General features: G+C 70.9%; 17 protein-coding genes. 5 read left to right on the top strand and 12 right to left on the bottom strand.

What is annotated here, in order from left to right:
- The first annotated feature begins 111 nt into the window (after positions 1 to 111).
- From AB0C75_RS24955 to AB0C75_RS24940, 4 genes are all read left to right on the top strand, one after another.
- Complete coding sequence (locus AB0C75_RS24955; protein WP_362894005.1) at positions 112 to 1,461, top strand: MFS transporter; 1,350 nt, start codon at positions 112 to 114, stop codon at positions 1,459 to 1,461.
- Positions 1,458 to 2,681, top strand: a complete 1,224-nt coding sequence (locus tag AB0C75_RS24950) for an amidohydrolase (protein WP_362893920.1) — start codon at positions 1,458 to 1,460, stop codon at positions 2,679 to 2,681. Before AB0C75_RS24955 ends, AB0C75_RS24950 begins: the two co-directional genes overlap by 4 nt.
- Before the next feature lie 397 nt (positions 2,682 to 3,078).
- Entirely contained in the window at positions 3,079 to 4,404 is a 1,326-nt protein-coding gene (locus AB0C75_RS24945; protein ID WP_362893919.1) for a hypothetical protein, read from the top strand.
- The gene (locus AB0C75_RS24940; RefSeq protein ID WP_362893918.1) at positions 4,401 to 5,633 is read left to right on the top strand and encodes an MFS transporter; all 1,233 of its coding nucleotides are present in this window, start codon (positions 4,401 to 4,403) and stop codon (positions 5,631 to 5,633) included. The genes AB0C75_RS24945 and AB0C75_RS24940 overlap by 4 nt, the downstream gene beginning before the upstream one ends.
- Before the next feature lie 204 nt (positions 5,634 to 5,837).
- Here the strand turns inward: AB0C75_RS24940 and AB0C75_RS24935 are convergent, their stop codons facing one another.
- From AB0C75_RS24935 to AB0C75_RS24890, 10 genes are read right to left on the bottom strand one after another with little or no spacing between them, the layout of a single operon-like run.
- Positions 5,838 to 6,731, bottom strand: a complete 894-nt coding sequence (locus AB0C75_RS24935; RefSeq protein WP_362893917.1) for an aminoglycoside phosphotransferase family protein — start codon at positions 6,729 to 6,731, stop codon at positions 5,838 to 5,840.
- 14 nt (positions 6,732 to 6,745) lie between these two features.
- The gene (locus AB0C75_RS24930) at positions 6,746 to 8,029 is read right to left on the bottom strand and encodes an MFS transporter (RefSeq protein ID WP_362893916.1); all 1,284 of its coding nucleotides are present in this window, start codon (positions 8,027 to 8,029) and stop codon (positions 6,746 to 6,748) included.
- Positions 8,022 to 9,206 (bottom strand): ATP-grasp domain-containing protein, encoded by a 1,185-nt coding sequence (locus AB0C75_RS24925; RefSeq protein WP_362893915.1) that lies wholly within the window; start codon positions 9,204 to 9,206, stop codon positions 8,022 to 8,024. Before AB0C75_RS24925 ends, AB0C75_RS24930 begins: the two co-directional genes overlap by 8 nt.
- Positions 9,203 to 10,426, bottom strand: a complete 1,224-nt coding sequence (locus tag AB0C75_RS24920; protein WP_362893914.1) for an ATP-grasp domain-containing protein — start codon at positions 10,424 to 10,426, stop codon at positions 9,203 to 9,205. The genes AB0C75_RS24925 and AB0C75_RS24920 overlap by 4 nt, the downstream gene beginning before the upstream one ends.
- 48 nt (positions 10,427 to 10,474) lie before the next feature.
- Positions 10,475 to 11,701, bottom strand: a complete 1,227-nt coding sequence (locus tag AB0C75_RS24915) for an ATP-grasp domain-containing protein (protein WP_362893913.1) — start codon at positions 11,699 to 11,701, stop codon at positions 10,475 to 10,477.
- Positions 11,702 to 11,749: 48 nt separating this feature from the next.
- Positions 11,750 to 12,541: an SDR family NAD(P)-dependent oxidoreductase gene (locus AB0C75_RS24910; protein ID WP_362893912.1), complete on the bottom strand. Its 792-nt coding sequence runs from the start codon at positions 12,539 to 12,541 to the stop codon at positions 11,750 to 11,752.
- Positions 12,542 to 12,584: 43 nt separating this feature from the next.
- On the bottom strand, positions 12,585 to 13,577 hold the full coding sequence (locus AB0C75_RS24905; RefSeq protein ID WP_362893911.1) for an aldo/keto reductase: 993 nt from the start codon (positions 13,575 to 13,577) through the stop codon (positions 12,585 to 12,587).
- Positions 13,559 to 14,848 carry an FAD-binding protein gene (locus tag AB0C75_RS24900; RefSeq protein WP_362893910.1) on the bottom strand — a complete coding sequence of 430 codons (1,290 nt, stop codon included), beginning with the start codon at positions 14,846 to 14,848 and terminating at the stop codon, positions 13,559 to 13,561. Before AB0C75_RS24900 ends, AB0C75_RS24905 begins: the two co-directional genes overlap by 19 nt.
- Positions 14,845 to 15,894 carry a polysaccharide deacetylase family protein gene (locus AB0C75_RS24895; protein ID WP_362893909.1) on the bottom strand — a complete coding sequence of 350 codons (1,050 nt, stop codon included), beginning with the start codon at positions 15,892 to 15,894 and terminating at the stop codon, positions 14,845 to 14,847. The genes AB0C75_RS24900 and AB0C75_RS24895 overlap by 4 nt, the downstream gene beginning before the upstream one ends.
- An 11-nt stretch (positions 15,895 to 15,905) precedes the next feature.
- Positions 15,906 to 16,715 (bottom strand): phytanoyl-CoA dioxygenase family protein, encoded by an 810-nt coding sequence (locus AB0C75_RS24890; RefSeq protein WP_362893908.1) that lies wholly within the window; start codon positions 16,713 to 16,715, stop codon positions 15,906 to 15,908.
- A gap of 202 nt (positions 16,716 to 16,917) precedes the next feature.
- On the opposite strand from AB0C75_RS24890, the gene AB0C75_RS24885 reads away from it, so the two are divergent.
- Complete coding sequence (locus tag AB0C75_RS24885; protein ID WP_362893907.1) at positions 16,918 to 18,168, top strand: ATP-grasp domain-containing protein; 1,251 nt, start codon at positions 16,918 to 16,920, stop codon at positions 18,166 to 18,168.
- A 66-nt stretch (positions 18,169 to 18,234) separates the two neighbouring features.
- Here AB0C75_RS24885 and AB0C75_RS24880 read toward each other — a convergent pair whose 3' ends face one another.
- Positions 18,235 to 19,113, bottom strand: a complete 879-nt coding sequence (locus tag AB0C75_RS24880; RefSeq protein WP_362893906.1) for an aminoglycoside phosphotransferase family protein — start codon at positions 19,111 to 19,113, stop codon at positions 18,235 to 18,237.
- 15 nt (positions 19,114 to 19,128) lie between these two features.
- On the bottom strand, positions 19,129 to 19,347 hold the full coding sequence (locus AB0C75_RS24875) for a hypothetical protein (RefSeq protein WP_362893905.1): 219 nt from the start codon (positions 19,345 to 19,347) through the stop codon (positions 19,129 to 19,131).
- Positions 19,348 to 19,495: the final 148 nt, after the last annotated feature.

The raw sequence follows: 19,495 nt of genomic DNA, 5'->3' as shown, positions 1-19,495 counted from the left end.
CCTCCGACCGAAGCAGTCGGGACGAGTGAAAGCGGGGACGTGATGGGGACAGACACCCGGGGCGATGCACGACCGCCCATCAGCCGAAGTATCGGTACGGTCATCGTGGCGATGGCCCTGATCGAGGCGCTCAGCGGCATCACTCAGGGGTACATCAACCCGCTTCTGCCGGCGCTGGGCCCAGTGCTGTCGATCAACGACGCGACGATCAACGGAATCTTCCTGATGTCGCAGCTCGGCTTCGCGGTGCTGACACCGATCATCTCCGCGCTCGGCGACTCATGGGGGTATCGGCCGGTTCTGCGCGCGAGCATCCTGCTGGTGGTGGTCGGGGTCGTACTGATGGCGGTGTACCCCACGCTGTGGACCGTCCTGATCGGAGTCGTCCTGCTCACCAGCGTGGTCGGGTTCATCCCGCTCATGATGGGCATCCTGCGGTTGACCAGCCCGCGGCATCTGCGCACCGGGGTGAGCTCGATGATCGCGGTGCTGATGGTCACCGTCGGAGTCGGTGGTCTGCTCGCCGGACTGGTGGGGATGCACACCCCCACCCGCGGGTTCTGGGTGGCCGTCCCCTTCGCCGTCGCCGCGCTCGCCCTCGTTCCGCTCGTGCCCGAGGTCGACGCCCGCACCCACGAACGGACCGCCGTCGTCCCGCTGCTGGCCTGCTCACTCGGGCTGATCGGGTTCGTCACGGCCATCTCGATGGGCGCGGACTGGGGCTGGACGGATCTGCGCACCCTCGCGTCGGGCGGGTGCGGAGTGCTGCTGCTCACGGTCTGGGTCCGATGGGACTCCACGCAGCGCCACACCTTTGTCGATCTGTCGATGTTCAAACTGAGGCAGGTGCGTGTCGTCACGGGCGCGACGTTCTTCTTCGGTTTCGCCTCGATCAGTTACATCAGCACCAACGCGATCTTCCTCTTCTCCCACTCCTCGAAGGTGGGCTACGGGTTCGGCCTCAGCTCACTGCAGATAGCCTCCCTGTTCCTCATCGTGTCCATGACCTCCTTCGTCGCCTCGGTGCTCAGCACCCGGCTGCTGCGCAAGGCCGGGGAGCGTCTCACGCTCGTGTGTGCAGGGCTGGTGCTGTGCGCCGCGTTCGTTGCGATGGCTCTGCTCCACCGTTCGCTACCGGGCTACTGCGTCGGACTCGCACTCTTCGGCTTCGGCCTCGGCCTCTACCAGGCGGCCACGCGCGCCCTCTCCGTGGAAGGCGTGGACCCCTCCCTCACCGCGACGGCTGCGGGCATCAACGAGCTGGCACTGTCGATCGGCATCGCGGTCGGCGCCGCCGTCGTCAAACTGCTGTCGTCGGCCTTCCTGTCGGGCGGCCACATCTCCTCGCGCGGACTCGTCGCGATCTGGATGACGCTCGGCGCCGGTGCGCTGGTCGCCTCCCTCATAGGCACGCGCTACGCACGACCCGCGGCCGTCAGCCCGAGCGAGGTGGTCGCGTGAAGGGCGTGGCCGGTGTGCCCGGTGACATCGTCGACCGGGTATCGGACCTCATCGAGGAACGCAGGACGCCACTCGTCGCGCTGAGCCACACCCTGCATGCCGATCCCGAGCTCGGCGGCGAAGAGGTCCGCGCCGCACAGCGCATCAGCGCCCTGCTGAGCGATGCCGGATTCGAGCAGGAGCCGACGCCGGCAGACCTTCCGACCGCGTTCTGCTACCGGAAGGGCGCTGCACCGATGGTGGTGACCATCTGTGTCGAGTACGACGCACTACCCGGCATGGGACACGCCTGCGGCCACAACGTGAACGCCGCTGCAGCCGTCGGCGCGGCCCTCGCCCTCGGCCAGCTCGCCGAGGCCCTGGACGTGAGCGTCAAGGTCCTGGGTACTCCAGCCGAAGAGACCTTCGGCGGCAAGATCAGCCTGATCGACAGCGGACACTTCGACGACGCGTCGCTGGCGATGATGGCCCACGCAGCGAACCACGATGCCGTCGGCGGACGCTCGCTCGCCCTGTGCCGGTGGGACGTCACCTTCACCGGGGTGCCCGCCCACGCCGCGGCCGCACCCGAGCGCGGCGTCAACGCACTCGACGCCCTCGTGATCGCGCAGACGGCCATCGCACTGGCCCGACAACAACTCCCGTCGCGTTCCGTCATCTCGACGATCACGACCGAAGGCGGCAGCGCGGTCAACGTGATTCCCGAGCGGGCCCGGGCCGCGATCGAGATGCGCTCTCCCTCCATCGACGAACTCCGAGTGATCCAACGACGAGTCCGCGCCTGCCTTGAGGCAGGCGCCCTTGCCACGGGCTGCGCCATGGACCTCACCCGGGTCGGCAACGATTTCGCCGACCTCCGTCAAGACACCTCGCTGACCGCGTTCTACCGGGACGCGATGTCCTCCCGCGGCCGAACCGTGGAGGTGACCGATGCCGCCCTCGCGTCGACCGACATGGGCAACGTGTCCCACCTCGTCCCGGCCATCCACCCGCTACTCGGGTACGACGTGGACGGCACGACCCCGCATACCGCCGCCTTCGCGGACCACGGCACGTCGCCGTCCGCGGACGAGGCGATCCTCGACGGCGCGTTCGGCCTTGCCCTCACCGCGGCGCGTGCCGCGCTGGATCCTGCCGAACGCGAGCGCCTGATCCATGGTGCAGCCCTCCGCACAGGGACGGCTCCGCGAAGGGCGGCGAACCGTCACGCCACGACATGACGTACCAGATGGTCTGGCCGACGGCCGGCCTCCGACGGCCTGTGGGGTCACCGCCCAGCGCATCGAGGTCTCCGGCGGCAGCTGCCCCAATGCCTGGGGCAGTTGGCGTGCTCCCAGGCTCATGTGGACAGCCATGATGAGTTCGCCTGCCAGTTCCCCCCGCCGCAACTCGGCAGCCCTCTTGCGGAGTTGTACAAGTTCGGCTCGCTCGTAGCCCAAGCCCCCTCCCTGCCCACGGCCGGACTCCTCCAGGAGCCCGGCCACTCTTCTGCCAGTGCTGGGCAATCAAGTTTGCCATAATTGACAACGCGCTTCCAGCGCTGGGTTAATGAGTCACTGCAATATTGCCAAAGCTGGCAATATTGGGCATGGCTTCAGAGTGCGAGGAAGGAAACGCATGGAGAACGCAAGCCCTCCCAGGATCCTGGTCGTGGGCCTCGACCGCTACGGCATGCGGGCATGCGTCCGCCTCGGCCTGGAGGTCACCGTTGTCTGCGGGGCCGCCGCCTGGGACCAGGGCAGCATCGCGATACCGGACGAGGTCACGGTGATCCGTGTCGACGACCACACCAGCGCCGAGGACGTCCTGATGGCGCTCGCCCGCTCCGGGCTGACCTCCGAGTCCTTCGACGCCGTGTACACCACCGCCGAGGGATCCCTGGTGATGGTCGGTCTGCTGGCTGCGCACCTCGGCCTGCCGGCCGTCCCGCCCGAGGTCGCCGTACGGTTCCGGGACAAGGCGGTACAGAAGCGCGAGATCAGGGCGGCCGGGTTGGCCACGGCGGGAGCCTTGGTCGTCGACGACGTGCACGACGTCGACGGGATCACGGAACTCGGCTCCGCCAACGCCGTGCTGAAGCCGGTCGCGGGAGCGGCCACCGAGCGGACGTCCGTCGTCTCCTCGGTGGCAGAGCTGCGCCAACGCGGTGAGGAGTACCGGCGGGCGGGCACCGCGCAGCGCACCTTCATCCTGGAGGAGTTCGTCCGGGGAGACGAATGGATCGCCGACGGCGTGCTGTTCGAAGGCGAGCTGCTGTTCTGCGCCCTCGGCCGGTACGGCGACCCGTGCCTGGCTTCGGTGGACAGCGGACGCCCCCTCAATTTCCGCCACTTCGACCCCGCGGACGAGAGCTGGGCCTACGAACGGGCCCTTCCCGTGATCAACGGCTCGCTCGCGGCGCTGGGCCTGCGGGACGGGGTGTTCCACATGGAGCTCTTCCACGACCCCGATACCGGTGTGCTCACCTTCGGCGAGTGCGCCGCGCGCCGGGGCGGCGCACTCCTGCAGGAGGTCGTGCACGCGAAGTTCAACGTCGACCTGGCCGCGTGCGCGATCCAGGTCGCACTCGGGTGCCGCCCCGAGATCGACATCAAGATCCGCCCGGGAGCCGTCGGCGGCGCGTATCTGACCGCCGGTGCGGGGCTGCTGCTCGACTGCCCCTCGGCGGATCAGGTCATGGCGCGGCCGGGGGTGGAGTTCGTCCGGATCGAGCGGCCCGTCGGCGAGCGCACCCCGGCCGTCTCCGGTACGAACCACCGGATCGGTCAGTTCATGGTGGCGGCGGACACCGCCGAGGAACTGCAGCAGCGGTTCGCCAAGGTCTGGGACTGGTTCGGTCCGCAAGTGAAGATCGTCCCGGACGGCCTCACACCGCGCGAACTGCGCGCGATCCAGACCACGCTGCGCCCCGGCGTTCGCTTCGGGGATGCACTGTGGCGGTGACAACGAATGCGCCCGCACCCGTCCGCAGAGGCCTGCGTGGGCTCCTGCCCGCATCGCCGGCGCAGCGGATCCTGACCTTCGCCACCTTCGCCAACAGCTTCGGCGGCGGGATGTTCACCACCGCCAGCGCCCTGTACTTCACGCGCGTCGTGGGGTTGCCTGCCGGGCAGGTGGCCATCGGCCTGTTCGGCGGGGCGATGGCGGGCCTCATGGCCGGTGTCCTGGTCGGCCGACTGGCGGACCAGTGGGGACCCAAACGTGTCCAGGTCACGGTCATGCTCTGCGGTGGGGCGGTGATCTCCTGCTTCACCCTGATCGGTTCCTTCTGGTCCTTCTTCGCGGTATCACTGGTCGCGGGGATGATCATTCCCGCGGACGTGGCCAGCAAGGCGCCACTCATCCGCTCGGTGGCCGACGGAAATCCCACGGTGCTCATCGGCTATCTGCGGTCAGTGACCAACCTGGCCCTCGCGTTCGGCTCGGTCGTGGCCGGCTTCGCGATCCAGATCGACAGCCGTCCCGCGTATCTGGCCCTGGTGATCTGCCGGGCCCTGGCCTACGTGGGCTGCGGCCTCATCCTCCTGCGGCTGCCGGGGATCGCGGCCGCCGCAGGCAGGAGGGAACGCGGCTGGGCCGCACTGCGCGACCGCACCTACCTCAGCGCCACCCTCGCCAATGCGGTGCTGTCGCTGAACTACGCCGTGCCCGGATTCCTGCTGCCGCTGTGGATCGTCGCCCAGACGAGCGCCCCCCGGTGGGTGGTCTCGGCGGTCCTGGTGCTCAACATGTCCTTCGTGGTGCTGCTGCAGGTCAAGGTGAGCCGCGGCGTGCACGATACGCGCACGGCCGGTCAGCGCATGGCCTGGGCCGGCACGGCCTTCGCCGCCGGGCTCACGCTCATGGCATTGGCGGACGGCCCCTCCCGCTGGACGGCGACGGGGATGCTCCTGGGCGGCATGGCCGTCTTCGCCCTCGGCGAGCTCTGGTTCGCGGCCGCCTCGACCCAGTACTGCTTCGGGCTCGCGCCGGCCCACCTCCAGGGACAGTACGCCGGGGTGTTCGGGCTGGGCAGCGGGGTGGTCCAGGCGGTCGCCCCTGCGGTGCTGAGTCTGCTGCCGCTCGGAATGGGGCTGCCCGGCTGGCTGGTGATCGGTGCACTCCTGATGTCCGTCGGCCTGGGCAGCCGGCTGCTGGTGGCCTGGGCGGGCAGGACCCGGCCGACGGCGTGAATCCGGGTACGGAGCTGGTCCGGAGGCGGACTTCCGGCCCAGCTCCCGCGCGACCGGCCGTTCTCCCGGCGGTACGGGACCACCCACCACCCCATGAGCAGCCCGGAGCGCCCTGCTCCGGGCTGCCGCCGTTTGTGCGGCCCCGCTACGCCGAATCCCCGCTGCCAGTGGCTGGCAACGGGGACTCGGAATGGGGGGGAACCGTCAGGGACGGTGGTGATCGGCGATGGCCTCGACCGCCGTGCGGTGGCCGATCCCCGCCAGGACAGGGTTGATGCCGCGGTAGTAGTGCTCCGCGGTGAGCCCGAAGCGCAGGGCCCAGCCGCGCCCGCGGCCCCATGTCGGTCCGTCCGCGCCCGCCGCCTCGCGGAACACCTCGCGGGTATCGGCGGTCAGCAGGGACCAGGCTGCCATCATGTCGCACGCGGGGTCACCGACCCCCACGAGCCCGAAGTCGATGACAGCCGTGAGCCGGCCCCGGTGGCCGAGGAGATTCCCGGGCAGGAGGTCGCCGTGCAGCCAGACGGGTGCGCCCTCCCACCGGGGTGCCCGTACGGCCGCCTCCCACGCGGCGGTCGCGGCCTCCGCGTCCAGCGTGCCGTCGGCGCCCAGGTCCCGGATCGCCGCGCGGACCTCGTCGTCGGCGGTGTCCACCGGCCCGCCGCGGAACGACCGCGGCGCCCCGGTGGTGTCGACGCGACGAAGCGCCGCGACGAAGCGCCCCAATCCGGCTGCCGCTTCGCGCAGTTCGGCCGGCGGCAGGTCATGCAGGTTCTCGCCGTCGAGCCAGCGGTACACCGACCAGGCGAACGGGTACCCCTGGCCCGGCGCCCCGTGCCCCAGCGGCACGGGTACGTCCAGCGGCAGGTGCGGTGCGAGGTGCGGCAGCCACCGCTGCTCCCTGCCGACGTGCCCTGCGGCATCGGGAACGCGGGGCAGCCGTACGGCCATGTCCTCGCCCAGCCGGTACATCGCGTTGTCCGTACCGGCCGAGCGCACCTTCCGTACCGGCAGCTCTGCCCACCGCGGAAACTGGGCCGCGACCAGCCGTCCCACGAGCGACTCGTCGATGTCGATCTCGTCGGCACGCGTCTTCACACCGGACACCCCTGTCAGGACGATGGCGGCTCCGTCTCCGGCAGCCTCGTACAAGCCACGACGAACAGCACCCATCCCGCGAGCGACGCGACCGCGAAGACCAGGAGCGAGTTCCACAGCCCCAGTCGCTCGCCCATCACGCCCCCGAGGAACGCGCCGAGCGGGAACGGCCCGTACGTGAGCATCCGGTACGCCGCGGTCGCCCGGCCCAGCACTTCCGGCGGGATCACAGTCTGCCGGAATGCCACGACGTGCACGTTGTAGATGGTCAGGCCGAACCCGTAGACGGCGAACGTCAACGTGGCCAGCGTGAAGTTCCAGCCGGTGCCGGTCCCGGTCGGCAGCAGGAGCATCGGCGCGATGGACGAGGCGCTGCTGGCCAGGATCAGGACCCTGGGGAACCCGAAACGGTTGCCGGCCCGCTTGGCCACCGCCGCCCCGGCGAGCGAGGCGACGCTGCCGAAGGCGAGGACGAAGCCGACCCCGCCCGCGTCCATGTGGAGCTCCTTGACCGCGTATACCAGGAACAGCGTGAGGATCGCCTGTTCACACATGTTGAACCAGCCGGCCCGCAGGCTCAGCATGCGCAGGATCCGGTTGCGCCACAGCAGCCCGAAGCTGGTGAGGATGTCGGCCAGGCGGGGCCTGTTCGCCGCCTTCGGGTCGCGGGCCGGCTCCCGGTGCCGGATCAGGAAGATCGCCACGAACGCGGCCAGGTAGGCCACGACGTTCGTCAGGATCGCGAACCACGCGCCCAGCACCTTGATCAGCAGGCCTCCCACACCGGAGCCGCCGATCTGGGCGACGGCGTAGGAGCCCTGCAGCTTGCTGTTGGCGTCCACGAGGTGCTGCTTCGGCACGAGCGCCGGGAGGTACGCCAGGTAGCCGACGTCGAACACCGCGGTGCCCGAGCCGACCGCGAACGCGATCACGCACAGTGCGGGGACGCTGAGGCTGTCGGTCAGGTAGAGCACCGGCACCATGGCCAGGGCCACGGCCCGCACCAGGTTGGCCACCAGGATGATCAACCGGCGGTCGAACATGTCGATCACCAGGCCGGCGAACGGGGTCACACACAGCGCCGGCAGGAACTGCATCGCCGTGACGAGGCCGACCTGCGACACGCTGCCGCCCAGGGCGCCCAGCACCAGCAGCGGGAGGGCCAGCTGGGTCACCTGGGAACCCAGCGCTGCGACGGTTTCGCCCGACCAGAGCTTGAGGAAGTCGTGGTTCTGCCACAGGCCCCGGCCGGGGCCGGCCGGCGCGCTCGTCGGCCGGGCCTCCTGAGTGCTACTCACCGCGGTACTCCTCGGCGCCGTTGTCGATGGCGGCCAGTGCCGCCGCGGTCTCCTCGCGGGTACCGGCGAAGATCGCGTACCCCAGCCGGTCCTCCGGGCCGCGCGGCACCCGCGCCACCGTCCCCTCGCCCGCGAAGTAGCGCAGTTCCCGCAGTGTGTCCCCCAGCGGCGGCAGGCTCGCCGTCTCCCACGTCACCGGGTGGCGGAACGGCGTTCGGCCGTCACCGACGAAGAACCGGATGGCCGAGGACTCGGCGGCCGGTGTCCCTTGGACCGTCCGTTCGCCCACCACCGCGGCGAGTTCCGCGGTGTTCAGGTTCCAGCCGGTGGCCAGCTCGACGAGCCGGGGGATCTGGCCGCCCGCCGGGCGCCCCGCGACCTCCATCACGACAGGACCCGTCTCGGTCATGCGGAACTCCGTGTGGGAGACGCCCGCCTCCATGCCGAGCGCGTCGAGCGTGCGGACCGTCGCCTCCGAGAGCAGCTCGCGCTCCGCGTCAGAGACCGCCGCCGGGGACACATGGCCGACCTCGATGCAGTACGGCGGCCGAGTCAGGTACTTGTCGGTGATCGCGAGGATCTGGGTCTCACCGGGCGCCCACGTCACCGCCTCGACGCTGTACTCCTTGCCGGTGACATAGCGGTCCACGGCAACCCGCCCGCTCGCCGACAGCGCGGCGGCGGCCCGGAAGGCCTCGGGGAGGCCGTCCGGATCATCGACGACCCGGACCCCGCCGCTGCCGCCGTAGTCCGTGGGCTTGACGACGACCGGGATGCGGCCGCCAGCGAGCGAGACGCACTCCTCCACGGTGCGGGCCACGCCGAGCTGGGGCGAGGGGACACCCTGCTCCCGCAGCCGGCCGTGCATGACGCCCTTGTCGCGGAAGTGGCCGACCGGCATTCGCGGCGCCGGAACTCCGAGCTTGCGCGCGACCTCCCGGGCGATGTCGGTGGACAGCTCTTCCCAGCAGAGGATCGCGTCCCACGCGAACTCGGCCGAGCTCGCCGCTTCGAGCATCGAGTCGACGGAGAACCGGTCGCCCGCACGCCACCAGTCGCACTGGTTGACCGGGACGCGGTGCGGGAGGTCGATGATCCCGACGAAGTGCCCCGCGTCGCGCAACGACTTGAGTCCGAACTCCTTGTTGTCGCCGAGTCCGGCGATCAGCACCTTCACAGCGCTTCCGCCTTTCCGCCGAACAGGCCGAAGCCCTGTTCCAACTGCCGGAACGCGGACTCGACCGAGCAGCGCAGCAGACCCGCGGCGTCGAGCTCCTTGACCCAGCGCTTGCCCGCCTCCAGGTCGCCGATGGTGGTGACCAGCTGCATGCGGTCGGTGTTGATGAAGCAGCGGTTGGTGGGCTTGCGCGCGGTCACCCGCATGACCTCGGCGCCCTCGGGGTGCGCGGGCACCTCGACGCCGGGGATCTCGGTCGACGGCAGCTCGATCGCCACCGCGCGCGTCCGTGCCTGCGGCAGCGGCTCGCCGAGCGCGGACGCGGTGAACACCGCGTGCGGGTCGGTGCCGCTGCCGGTAGCGCCCAGGTCGGACAGGCCGCCGAGACGCGGGTTGATCTCAAGGACGACGATGTCGTCCCCGACCACCGCGAAGTCGACCTGCCACGGGCCGTACGGCGCGAAGTTGTCCTGGATGTCGGTGAGGAAGGCGTCGAGGCGCGCCGCAGCACGCTCGGGGAGCGCGTACGGGGTGACCCGCGCCCGCTTCGAGGGGTCGAGCCCCGCGTCCAGCGGACCCATGGACACGACCGGCCAGCGCATCAGCTCGCCGTCCGCGCTGATCAGCTCGATGCCGGTCTCCTCACCCACCTTGAACGCCTGCACGATCGAGGGGAACGCCAGGCCCTTGGCGAGTATCGCGTCGAGCTCCTCGGGCGAGGCCGCGAAGAAGCGGCCGTCGCCCGCCTGGGCCTGGGCCTCCTTGATCACCAGCGGAAAGCCCAGCTCCCTGGCGGCGCCGGCGACCGCGGAGACGTCCGCGCAGACCGCTCCGGCCGGGACCGGCCAACCACGCGCCACGCCGGTCTCGTGCAGCTTGACCTTGTCGCAGGCGACCTCCGCGAATTCGGCGGAGTGGGCCACGAACCGGCCGTTCCAGCGCGCGGCGGCACGGCCGTAGACGATGGGCAGCTGCTCCTGGCCGTGGGCGTACGGGTTGGCGATGGCCACGTCGGGTCGCTCGGCGTCCAGGACGCGGACCACGTCGTCCGCGTCCCAGTCCAGGCTCAGCAGCTTGACCTCGACGCCTGTGGCGTCGAATTCCAGGGCCGCGTCGAACTCGACGGCCGAGTACACGACGAAGTCCGTGTAACCGCGGTCGCGCAGTACCGGCAGGAACCTGGCGATCTTGTACTCGCCGAAGATCAGGGCCTTCTTCATGGGTGTCTCCATCTGTGGGGGCAACGGGGGAGAAGGGGGTTAAGGGGCTCAGAAGGCCAGGGGTGCGCCGAGTACGGCCGTGTTGTCGGCGAGCTTCAGCAGCCGTGCGTCGATCTCCTCGATACCGGAGCCGGTGGCGATGACGTATCCGGCGCGGCCCAGGAACTGCCGGGGAGGCAGCCGCAGCTCGGTGCCCGGCTCGCTGACACGCTGCACCTCGTGCACCCAGGGCTCGTCGACGAGCGCGGCAGGAACCTCTATGTCCTCGAAGGTCAGGTCTTCGGCGGGATAGAGGAATCGGATGCCCACCAGCTGGCTGGGCGCGGGGATCGGATCGGGCTCTCGGCCGGTGGCGACCGCGCCGAGGACCGCCCCGACGGACAGGCCCGGAATCGCGATCTCGGCCAGGCGAGGGATCAGCTCGCCGCCGAGGCGGCCGTTGACCTCGACCACCTTGGGGCCGTCGGCGGTCAGCATCAGCTCGGTGTGGGTGACCGTACGGTCGATGCCCAGAGAGAGGTTGGACCGGACCACCACCTCGCGGACGGCGGCCTCCGTCTCGGGGGCGAGGACCGTGCCGACGACGTGCGCGACCTCCTCGAAGAACGGCGCGTAGCCGGTGCGCTTCAGCGCGATCGCGTACGGCTCGACCCTGCCGTCGAGCACCCAGCTGTCCACGCTGATTTCCGGACCCACGAGGAACTCCTCGATGAGGACGAGGCCGTCCTCGATGGCCGCGTTCTCCGAGCTGCGGGCGAAGTCGAACGCCGTCCGCAGCTCGGCCTCGGAGCGGACGATCTGTACGGCGACGCTCGCGGCCCGGCCACGGGGCTTGACCACCACGGGGTAGCCGATGGCGTCGGCGGCGTTCACCGCCTCGGCGACGGAGCCCGCGAGGCCGAACCGTGCCGACGGCACGCCCGCCTCCTGGAAACGCTTGCGCTGCTCCGCCTTGTCGCGGCACGCCCGCGCCGCCTCGACCGGCATGGTCGGCACGCCCAGCCGGGCGCCGACCGCGGCGGCCCGCGCGATCAGCATCTCCTCCCAGGTGATGACACCGATGATCCGGTTTCCCGCGGCCAGTTCGTCGGCGGCCGAGAGGACGGCCGCCTCGTCCTGGAGGTCGGCCTCGCGGTACTCGTCCGTGTACGGCAGTTGCCAGTCCAGCGGGCGCTGTCCGATGAGGACGACGCGGTAGTTCTCGGCCAGCCCGCGGAGCGCGTACTCCCGGAAGTGCGGGTAGCCCGAGCCGATGACGAGAACGCTTTCCAACATGTGCTTACTCCTCATGAGGTCGTGGGGGCTGTGGCGTTCACCCGGCACTCACCGGGAGACCCGTTGCGCGTCGACGATCTGCCGGCCGCTGTCGTTCGGGGCGCCCTGCCCCTGGAGCCAGGCCGCGGCGGCGGGGAACTGCACCGACAGGGCGCAGCGCAGCCGCAGCTTGAGCGGCGCGATGTTGATCTCGCCGCGGTTGTGTTGGATGGCCCGGAGCACCGCCGATGCCACCTGGTCCGGTGTGACTGCCCGAGCGCCGCGCGGTAGCGGTGCCCCGGTCCTGGCGAACATTCCTGCCTCGGCGACGAAGCCGGGCTGGATCAGCGACACCCCGACGCCGACCGGACGCAGGTCCAGCCGCAGCGCGTGGGCAAAGCCCCGCAGCCCGAACTTCGACGCCGTGTACAGCGACGAGTCCGGGGTGGCGGCCTTCCCCGACATCGATCCCACGAACGCGAGCTGGCCGCGGCCCGCGTCGGCCATCGCCGGCGCGAGCAGCCGGGCCAGCACGACCGATGAGCGCAGGTTCACCGCCAGGGCGCGGTCGATCTGCTCGGGCGTGTACTCCAGCAGGTTGCCGCTGGCCGGCAGGGCGGCGTTCGCCACCAGGATCCCGGTCCCGGCGCACGCCTTCGCGAGGTGTTCCACGTCGTACGGGTCGGCGAGGTCGGCGGCCACCCACCGGGCGCCGAGCGGGTCGGCGAGTGCGCGCAGGTCGTCGGCGTCGCGGCCGGTCACGATCAGGTCGGCGCCGGCCTCGGCCAGCCGGGCGGCGAGCGCCCGGCCGATGCCTCCGGTCGCACCGGTGAGGAGGACGGTCTCTCCGGCGATCTTCATCCTGCGGCTCCTGGGAAGGGGAAGGTGGCTCCGCGGTCTTCGGTCACCAGAGGTGATGTACCTGGGCGCGGATCCGGCGGTCGTACAGCTCGCGCAACCGATCGAGGGTTTCCGCGGACAGCGGTTCCATGGACCCGACCGCCGCGTTGGATCGGGCCTGCGCCACAGAGGTGGCACCCGGGATCACCGTGGTCACACCCTCCTGCTGGGTGACCCAGCGCAGGGCGAGCTGCGCGGGTGAGGCACCCGTGGGCACCATGCCGGTGAATTCGCCCGCGGCTGCGAGGCCGGTCTCGTAGTCGACGCCGGAGAAGGTCTCGCCGACGTCGAACTGCTCGCCGTGCCGGTTGTAGTTGCGGTGGTCGCTCTCGGCGAAGACGGTGTCGCGCCGGAACTTCCCGGACAGCAGGCCGGAGGCCAGCGGCACCCGGGCGATGATGCCCACGCCCGCGGCCCGGGCGGTCGGCAGCACCTGTTCCAGCGGCTTGCGCCGGAACACGTTGAGGATGATCTGCACCGACGCGACGTTCGGCCGCGCGATCGCGGTCATCGCCTGGGCACAGGTCTCCACGCTGACGCCGTACGCCTTGATCCGTCCCTCGTCGACGAGTACGTCCAGAGCGTCGAAGACCGCGTCGGACGCGAACACAGCGTCCGGTGGGGTGTGCAGCTGCACGAGGTCGAGTGTGTCGACCCCCAGGTTCGTCCGGGAGCGGTCGGTCCAGGCTCGGAAGTTCTCCAGGGTGAACGCCCCGAGTTCCTGCGCGCCGCGACGCCCCAGCTTGGTTGCCACGGTGGGCTGTTCGCCCCGCGACGTACGGAACTCCCGGAGGAATCGCCCGACCAGCCGCTCGCTGCGGCCGTCGCCGTAGACGTCGGCGGTGTCGAGGAAGTCGACGCCCGCCTCGACGGCTGCGTCGAGGATGGCCCGGACGTCGTGCTCGCGCACGTGGGCCCATCCGTCGCCGAACTGCCAGGTGCCGAGACCGACGACGGAGACCTTCCGGCCGGTCTTGGTCAGAAGTCGCTCTTCCATACGCGTGCCTTCCTCGAACGTTGGGACAAGGGGTCTGGACCGGGGGAAAAGAGCCCGTCGACGAAGTCGTTGGCGAACTTCCCGTCGGGGTCGGACTTCGCCAGCAACTCCGCGAAATCGGACGCGCGCCGGTAGCAGGACCGGATGTCGGCGCCGGTCATGGCCGTCAGCTTCGCCCAGTGGGGCCGTGCCCCCAGCGGCGCCAGGAGCTCCTCCACGGCGGCGATCACCGGCAGCACGCGCGGGGCGTCCTTGACCCAGGTGAAGTGGAACGCCACGGAGTCCCGTTCGTACGCCGGGCTCAGCCACAGGTCGTCGCCCCGCACGGTGCGTACCTCGGCCACGTGCAGGACCGGCCCGAGGAGGCCGCCGATCCCGCGCAGCGCGTCGAACGCGGCCGGTGCGGCGGCGCGCGGCAGGAAGTACTCGGACTGCAGTTCGTCACCCGCGTCCGGGGTGGCGCCCGGACGGATGTGCGGCAGCCGCAGGTGCCAGGGGCCCGGTGCCCCCAGCTGGGCCGTGCACGACGCCGGGTCGGCTCCGGGCACCGGATTCAGTGGACCCTGCGCGGGGGTCCCGAGGTCCAGCCCGGCCTCGGGCCGGTCGGTGCGGCGCTTGAGCCACACGGACGCGTCGTCGCCCCAGGTGGTGAACACGCTGACGCTGTACGCGGCGCCCGACACCTCGTCGAACCGGTCCCGTATCTCCTCCAGCGGCACCGCCGTCCGCACCGACTGGGCCACCTCGAACGTCGGCTCGATCTCCAGGGTCACCCGGGTGGCGACACCCAGCGCTCCGAGGGAGACCACCGATCCGGCGAAGGTGTCCCGGTCCACGTCGCGGCGCAGCTCGACCAGGTCGCCCTCGGGGCCGACCAGCTCCAGCCCGGCCACGGCGGCTGCCAGGCTCCGCTGAGCGTCACCGGACCCGTGGGTGCCGGTGGCGGTCGCCCCGGCGACGGACAGGTCCGGCAGGGACGCCAGGTTCGCCAGCGCGTGGCCCGCCCGGTGCAGTTCGGCGGCCACGTCGGCGTACCGCATTCCGGCGGTCACCGTGGCGGTGCCTGCCTCCGCGTCGATGTCGATGGCCGGCGGCAGAGCGTCGAGCCGGATGAACCCGCCCGCTGTTGCCAGGACCCCGTTGAAGGAGTGGCCGGCGCCGAGCGCGCGGACCCGTTCGCTGCCCGCGACGATGCGGCGCAGCTCGTCGACGGACCTGGGCCGCGCGGTCCGGGTCTCACCGAAGTCGATGTTGCCCGCCCAGTTCCTCATGAGGCTGCCACCAGCCCGGACCGGGTCCGCTCGATCATGTCGTCGACGCGTACGAACTCGTATCCGCGCTCCAGCAGGCCTTCGATGATGGGCGGGAGCGAGGCCACGGTGGGCGAGCGGTCGCCGCCGCCGTCGTGAAGCAGGATCACTGAGCCGGGCCGGACCTCGGCCAGCACGTCGCGCGCGATGGCGTCGGCCGGTCGCAGGGCCCAGTCGTCCGGCGCGACGTCCCACAGCACGGTGGTGGCGTCGAAGTCCGCGAGCCAGTTCATCACCTGTGGTGTCCGCGATCCGTACGGAGGCCGGAACAGCCGGGGTGCCTCACCTCCGCTCGCGTCGGCGAGCGCCTCCGCGGTGCGGTTGATCTGCTCGGCCAACTGGGGCCGCGACAGCTCGGGCAGGAACGGGTGCGACCAGGTGTGGTTGCCGATGGCGTGGCCCTGCTCGCGCATCCGGGTCAGGTACTCGGCGCACCCGCCCGCGTGGAGCCCGACACAGAAGAACGTCGCCGGGACGCCGTAGCGCTCCAGGATGTCGAGGATCTGCCCGGTGTGGAGCGGCAGCGGTCCGTCGTCGAAGGTGAGCGCAACCTCGCGGCGCTCGCGCCCGCCGTGGCTGAAGAAGCGGCCCGCCAGGCCGAGTTCGCGGTCCTCGTCGGCCGACGAGGCGATCTGGGCAGCCAGCTCCTCCTCACGTCCGGTCTGGGTACCCCGATGGGCCTCCAGCCGCACCAGGCCCCGCCCGCCGCGCAGGCTCGCGAGGGCCAGTTCCTCCGCCGGGACCGAGCCCAGCAGCGGCCGGTCCGGCAGCAGCCACGGATCGGCGCGGTGCACGCGCAGGCCGGCCGCCATCATGCGGCCGTCCAGCGTGCCGTTGGTGCTCTCCACGACGATGCCGAGCCGGTCACCGAGCTCACGCAGCTGCGCGATGAGTTCGTCCGCACGGTGCGAGGCGTAGTCGCCGAGCACGGGGACGCGCCGGCCGTCGGGTCCGACCACGGCGAGGCGGTACCCGCCCGCGTGCCAGGAGATTCCCGCGTGCAGCATCTGGTCCTCCCTCACTCGGGCTGGGCGTATTCGCTGAAGTGGTGCTCGGCGAAGAGCTCCGGCCAGTCCGCGCCGGCGAGACCGAGCAGGCGCGCTCGCTGCAACATCTCCCGCCAGTACGGCTTGACCGGCGGCCACAGCGCCCCGGCCTCGCAGTAGGAGGCGTCGACGAAATAGCGTGGGCGGCCCGGGAACTGCGGCTTCGCCCGGCGGGCGTGGAAGAGGGCGGAGTGCAGCAGCACGGTCGATCCGGCGGGCAGCTCCTCCAGGTACACCTCGCCGGGCAGTACGTCGGTGCCCAGGTGGGCGCGCGCCGTCTTCTCCGCCACCTCGCGGTGCGATCCGGGCAGCACGGCCAGCCCGGCCATGTCCGGGTCGATGCCGTCGAGATAGTGCAGCGCGTGGACCATCGTGTGGGCCCGGTGCGACGGGGAGCGCTGCTCGTAGTCGTGGTGCCACCCCTTGCCGGGGAGGTCCGGGGCGTGCCGGTCGCTGTGCATGTGGTGGAAGCCGAAACCGGGCCCCAGCAGTTGTCCGATGACGTGCAGCAGTGGTTTGTGGGTGAGGAGTTCACCGTGGGCGGGGAGGTCGAGCTCCAGGACGTCCGGCACCCCGTGGGTGGCGTAGTCGACCACGGAGGCGATGGACCGGGCCCGCAGCCCGGTGTCGACCCAGGTGTCGACTTCCTGTTTGACCTGGGACACCAGGTCGTTCGGGAGGAAGCCTGGCAGAACGAGGAAACCGGACCGGTCGAACTGGGCCCTCTGGGTGTCGTCGAGTTCGGGCAGCCGGGTGGGTGTGTGCAACGTCTGCACGGACATGAGTGAGAGCTCCGTTCTTGAATGATGAACTGGCCGGTCGCACGCCCGGGACACGGTGGAGTGTCGGACGTCTGTGGCGACCGGATGCTTCGGCTCAATCGAGCGGCTCTGCCCAGAAGAGTGACAGAACTTGCCTAGGTGGTCAATAATCTTGGCAATCGATATTGCCCAACATGGCAACTCAGCGCTCCACGGAGGTAGCATGCGAGCTGATCACCCCCTGGTCGTCCTCGTCGACGCGTACGGAACGGGCAGACACCTCCGGGCGGCCTTTGCCGGACTCGGCGCCCAGGTCGTGCACCTGTCCAGCACGCCTGAACCCCTGAAGTCCTTGAAAGCGCCGTACCTGGGCAATTACACGGCGGCCCTGGTCGCCGCCGGCCCGGCCGAGACCGCCCGTCGGCTGGCCGCGCTGCGCCCGGCGGCCGTGGTGGCCGGTCAGGAGCCCGGCGTACCGCTCGCCGACGTCCTGTCCGAAATGCTCGGCCTGCCGACCAACGGCTCCGCCCTGTCGGCGGCACGCCGCGACAAGTACCAGATGATCGAAGCCGTCCGGAAGGCCGGCGTGCGCTGCGCCCGCCAGTTCCGGTCGGACGACGTCGACGCCGTCGTCGCCTGGGCTCGGGAGCAGGCCGGCCGGCCGGTCGTGATCAAGCCGCTGGCAGCCTCCGGCTCCCAAGGCGTATCCATCTGCTCCGACCCGGCCCGGGTGCGCGGCGCCGCTGAGGCGATCCTCGGCACCGTCACCATGTACGGAGAGACCAACGCCGAAGTCCTGGCGCAGTCCTACCTCGCGGGCACCGAGTACATCGTGGACACCGTCTCCTGCCGGGGAGAGCGCTACAACGCCGGTGTGTGGCAATGCGACAAGCGACGCGTCGGTACCCGCAACATCCCCCACCGCGCCCTGCTCGTCGCGCCGGGCGATCCGGTGGTCGCCGAGCTGACCGCCTACACCCATGAGGTGCTGGACGCTCTCGGCATCGAGTTCGGCGCCGCGCACGCCGAGGTGATGATGACGGCCGACGGGCCCGCGCTCGTCGAGATCGGCGCCCGCGTGAACGGGACCATGCACCCGGATTTCGACGCCGGGAGCTTCGGCGCGGACCAGGCCCGGGCGAGCGCGTTCGCCTGGCTGCGGCCGGACGCGTTCGCCGAGGAGTTCGCGGGCCGTACGTACCGCAAGCTCCGGGAGGGGTTCGTGTACCACGTGGCCACGGACCTCTCGGGCGTCGTGGAATCCGTGGACGCCGCGGCCCTGGCACGAATCGACGCGGTCGAGTCCGTACGCGCCGTCACGGTGAAGCCCGGCCCCGGCGACCGGCTCCGGCCCACCATCGATCTGCCGTCCAGCCCGCTGACCGTGCACATGGCCCATGCCGACGCGACCGCCCTGGCCCGCGACCAGGCCCGGGTGCTGGAGCTGTCCAAGGAGGTGTTCCGGCTCGGGTAGCCGGCGGAAACGCGAAAGGAGGGGCGGGCGCGAAGTATCGCGCCCGCCCCTCCTTGTGCCGGAGCCTCAGCCTGTGAGGACCTGTCGGATCACGTAGCGGGCGTTGGCGGAGATGACCGGATTCGTCTGCCGGTAGTAGGGCAGTTGGATGACGGCCATCGACAGCGCCCACCCGCGGCCGCGGGCCCACGTGGCGTCGTCGGTGTCCACCGCCTCGCGAAAGACCTGCCGCGCGGCGGGCGGCAGCAGGTTCCATGCCGGGATCAGGTCGACGGCGGGATCACCGAGGCCTGCGGTCCCGAAGTCGATCACAGCGGCCAGTCGGCCGCCCGCGCCCAGCAGGTTGCTCGGCATGAGGTCGGAGTGGATCCACCGCGGCTCCCCCGGGCACTCGGGGGCGGCGAGCGCCTCCTCCCACGCGGCGAGCATCACGTCGGCGTCGAACGGCTCGTCCGTGTGCCGCAGTTGCTCGATCGCGCCACGGGTCTCCGCGTCGGCGGCGGCCAGCGGTTTGCCCCGGTGGGCCGGGGGTCCCTCGCTGTGATCCGCCGCGCGCATCGCGGTGACGAAGCCCGCGAGGTCGCGGGCCAGCCGCGCGGGCTCGTCCGCCCGGCCCTCGATCAGCACCTCACCGTCGATCCACCGGTGCACGGCCCACCCCCACGGGTAGCCCTCGGCGGCTTTGCCCAGCCCGACGACCTCCGGGATAGGCACGGGCACCAGGGGAGCCAGTCGCGGCAGCCAGTAGGCCTCCCGCTCCAGGGTTCTGGCGCCGCCCGAGGTGAGCGGCAGCCGTACGGTCAGCCCGGTGCCGACCCGGTAGATCGCGTTGACGGTCCCACCGGACTCCAGGCGCCGTACCGGCAGGTCCGCCCACTGGGGGAACTGGCCGCGCAGGAGCCGCAGGACCAGGTCCTCATCGGTGTCCGCCTCGTCTGCGTGCATCTTGGCCATGTGTCGTCAGGGCCAGTCGATGTCGCCGGTCTTGCCGCCACGGGTGCCGATGGCGGTGGCGGGCGGTGTCGGCCAGTCGATGGGGTCGCCCGTGGCGGTGGGACCGGCGCTGACGATCCGGGTGGCGGGCGGCGCCGGCCAGTCGATGTCCGTCGCGGAGGCTGTGCCGGCCGCGGCGACGGAGAGCAGGACTGCTGCAGAGGCGGCGAGGATGATTCTACGCATGATCAGCTCCGTAGGAAGAACCCATGACACGGGATCGGTGGGTGGAGGTATCGGCTTGAATCCGCTGAGCGGTTCGGCCTTGATGAACCTAGATCCACCGAGCCGCAATGGCAAGCTGATTTGCCAAGTATTGCCAAGCGTTCTCCTG

Source organism: Streptomyces sp. NPDC048565, assembly GCF_040650935.1.
Taxonomy (GTDB): Bacteria; Actinomycetota; Actinomycetes; order Streptomycetales; family Streptomycetaceae; genus Streptomyces.
The sequence above is the reverse complement of the archived record's forward strand: the minus strand, read 5'-3'. Positions and strand labels throughout refer to the sequence as shown.

What these genes read in the sequence shown, in the direction of transcription:
- AB0C75_RS24910 (WP_362893912.1), bottom strand. Translation starts at nt 12,541, where the DNA reads ATGAAGATCGCCGGAGAGACCGTCCTCCTCACCGGTGCGACCGGAGGC.
- AB0C75_RS24900 (WP_362893910.1), bottom strand. Translation starts at nt 14,848, where the DNA reads ATGAGGAACTGGGCGGGCAACATCGACTTCGGTGAGACCCGGACCGCG.
- AB0C75_RS24885 (WP_362893907.1), top strand. Translation starts at nt 16,918, where the DNA reads ATGCGAGCTGATCACCCCCTGGTCGTCCTCGTCGACGCGTACGGAACG.
- AB0C75_RS24890 (WP_362893908.1), bottom strand. Translation starts at nt 16,715, where the DNA reads ATGTCCGTGCAGACGTTGCACACACCCACCCGGCTGCCCGAACTCGAC.
- AB0C75_RS24895 (WP_362893909.1), bottom strand. Translation starts at nt 15,894, where the DNA reads ATGCTGCACGCGGGAATCTCCTGGCACGCGGGCGGGTACCGCCTCGCC.
- AB0C75_RS24920 (WP_362893914.1), bottom strand. Translation starts at nt 10,426, where the DNA reads ATGAAGAAGGCCCTGATCTTCGGCGAGTACAAGATCGCCAGGTTCCTG.
- AB0C75_RS24915 (WP_362893913.1), bottom strand. Translation starts at nt 11,701, where the DNA reads ATGTTGGAAAGCGTTCTCGTCATCGGCTCGGGCTACCCGCACTTCCGG.
- AB0C75_RS24880 (WP_362893906.1), bottom strand. Translation starts at nt 19,113, where the DNA reads ATGCACGCAGACGAGGCGGACACCGATGAGGACCTGGTCCTGCGGCTC.
- AB0C75_RS24905 (WP_362893911.1), bottom strand. Translation starts at nt 13,577, where the DNA reads ATGGAAGAGCGACTTCTGACCAAGACCGGCCGGAAGGTCTCCGTCGTC.
- AB0C75_RS24955 (WP_362894005.1), top strand. Translation starts at nt 112, where the DNA reads ATGGCCCTGATCGAGGCGCTCAGCGGCATCACTCAGGGGTACATCAAC.
- AB0C75_RS24875 (WP_362893905.1), bottom strand. Translation starts at nt 19,347, where the DNA reads ATGCGTAGAATCATCCTCGCCGCCTCTGCAGCAGTCCTGCTCTCCGTC.
- AB0C75_RS24945 (WP_362893919.1), top strand. Translation starts at nt 3,079, where the DNA reads ATGGAGAACGCAAGCCCTCCCAGGATCCTGGTCGTGGGCCTCGACCGC.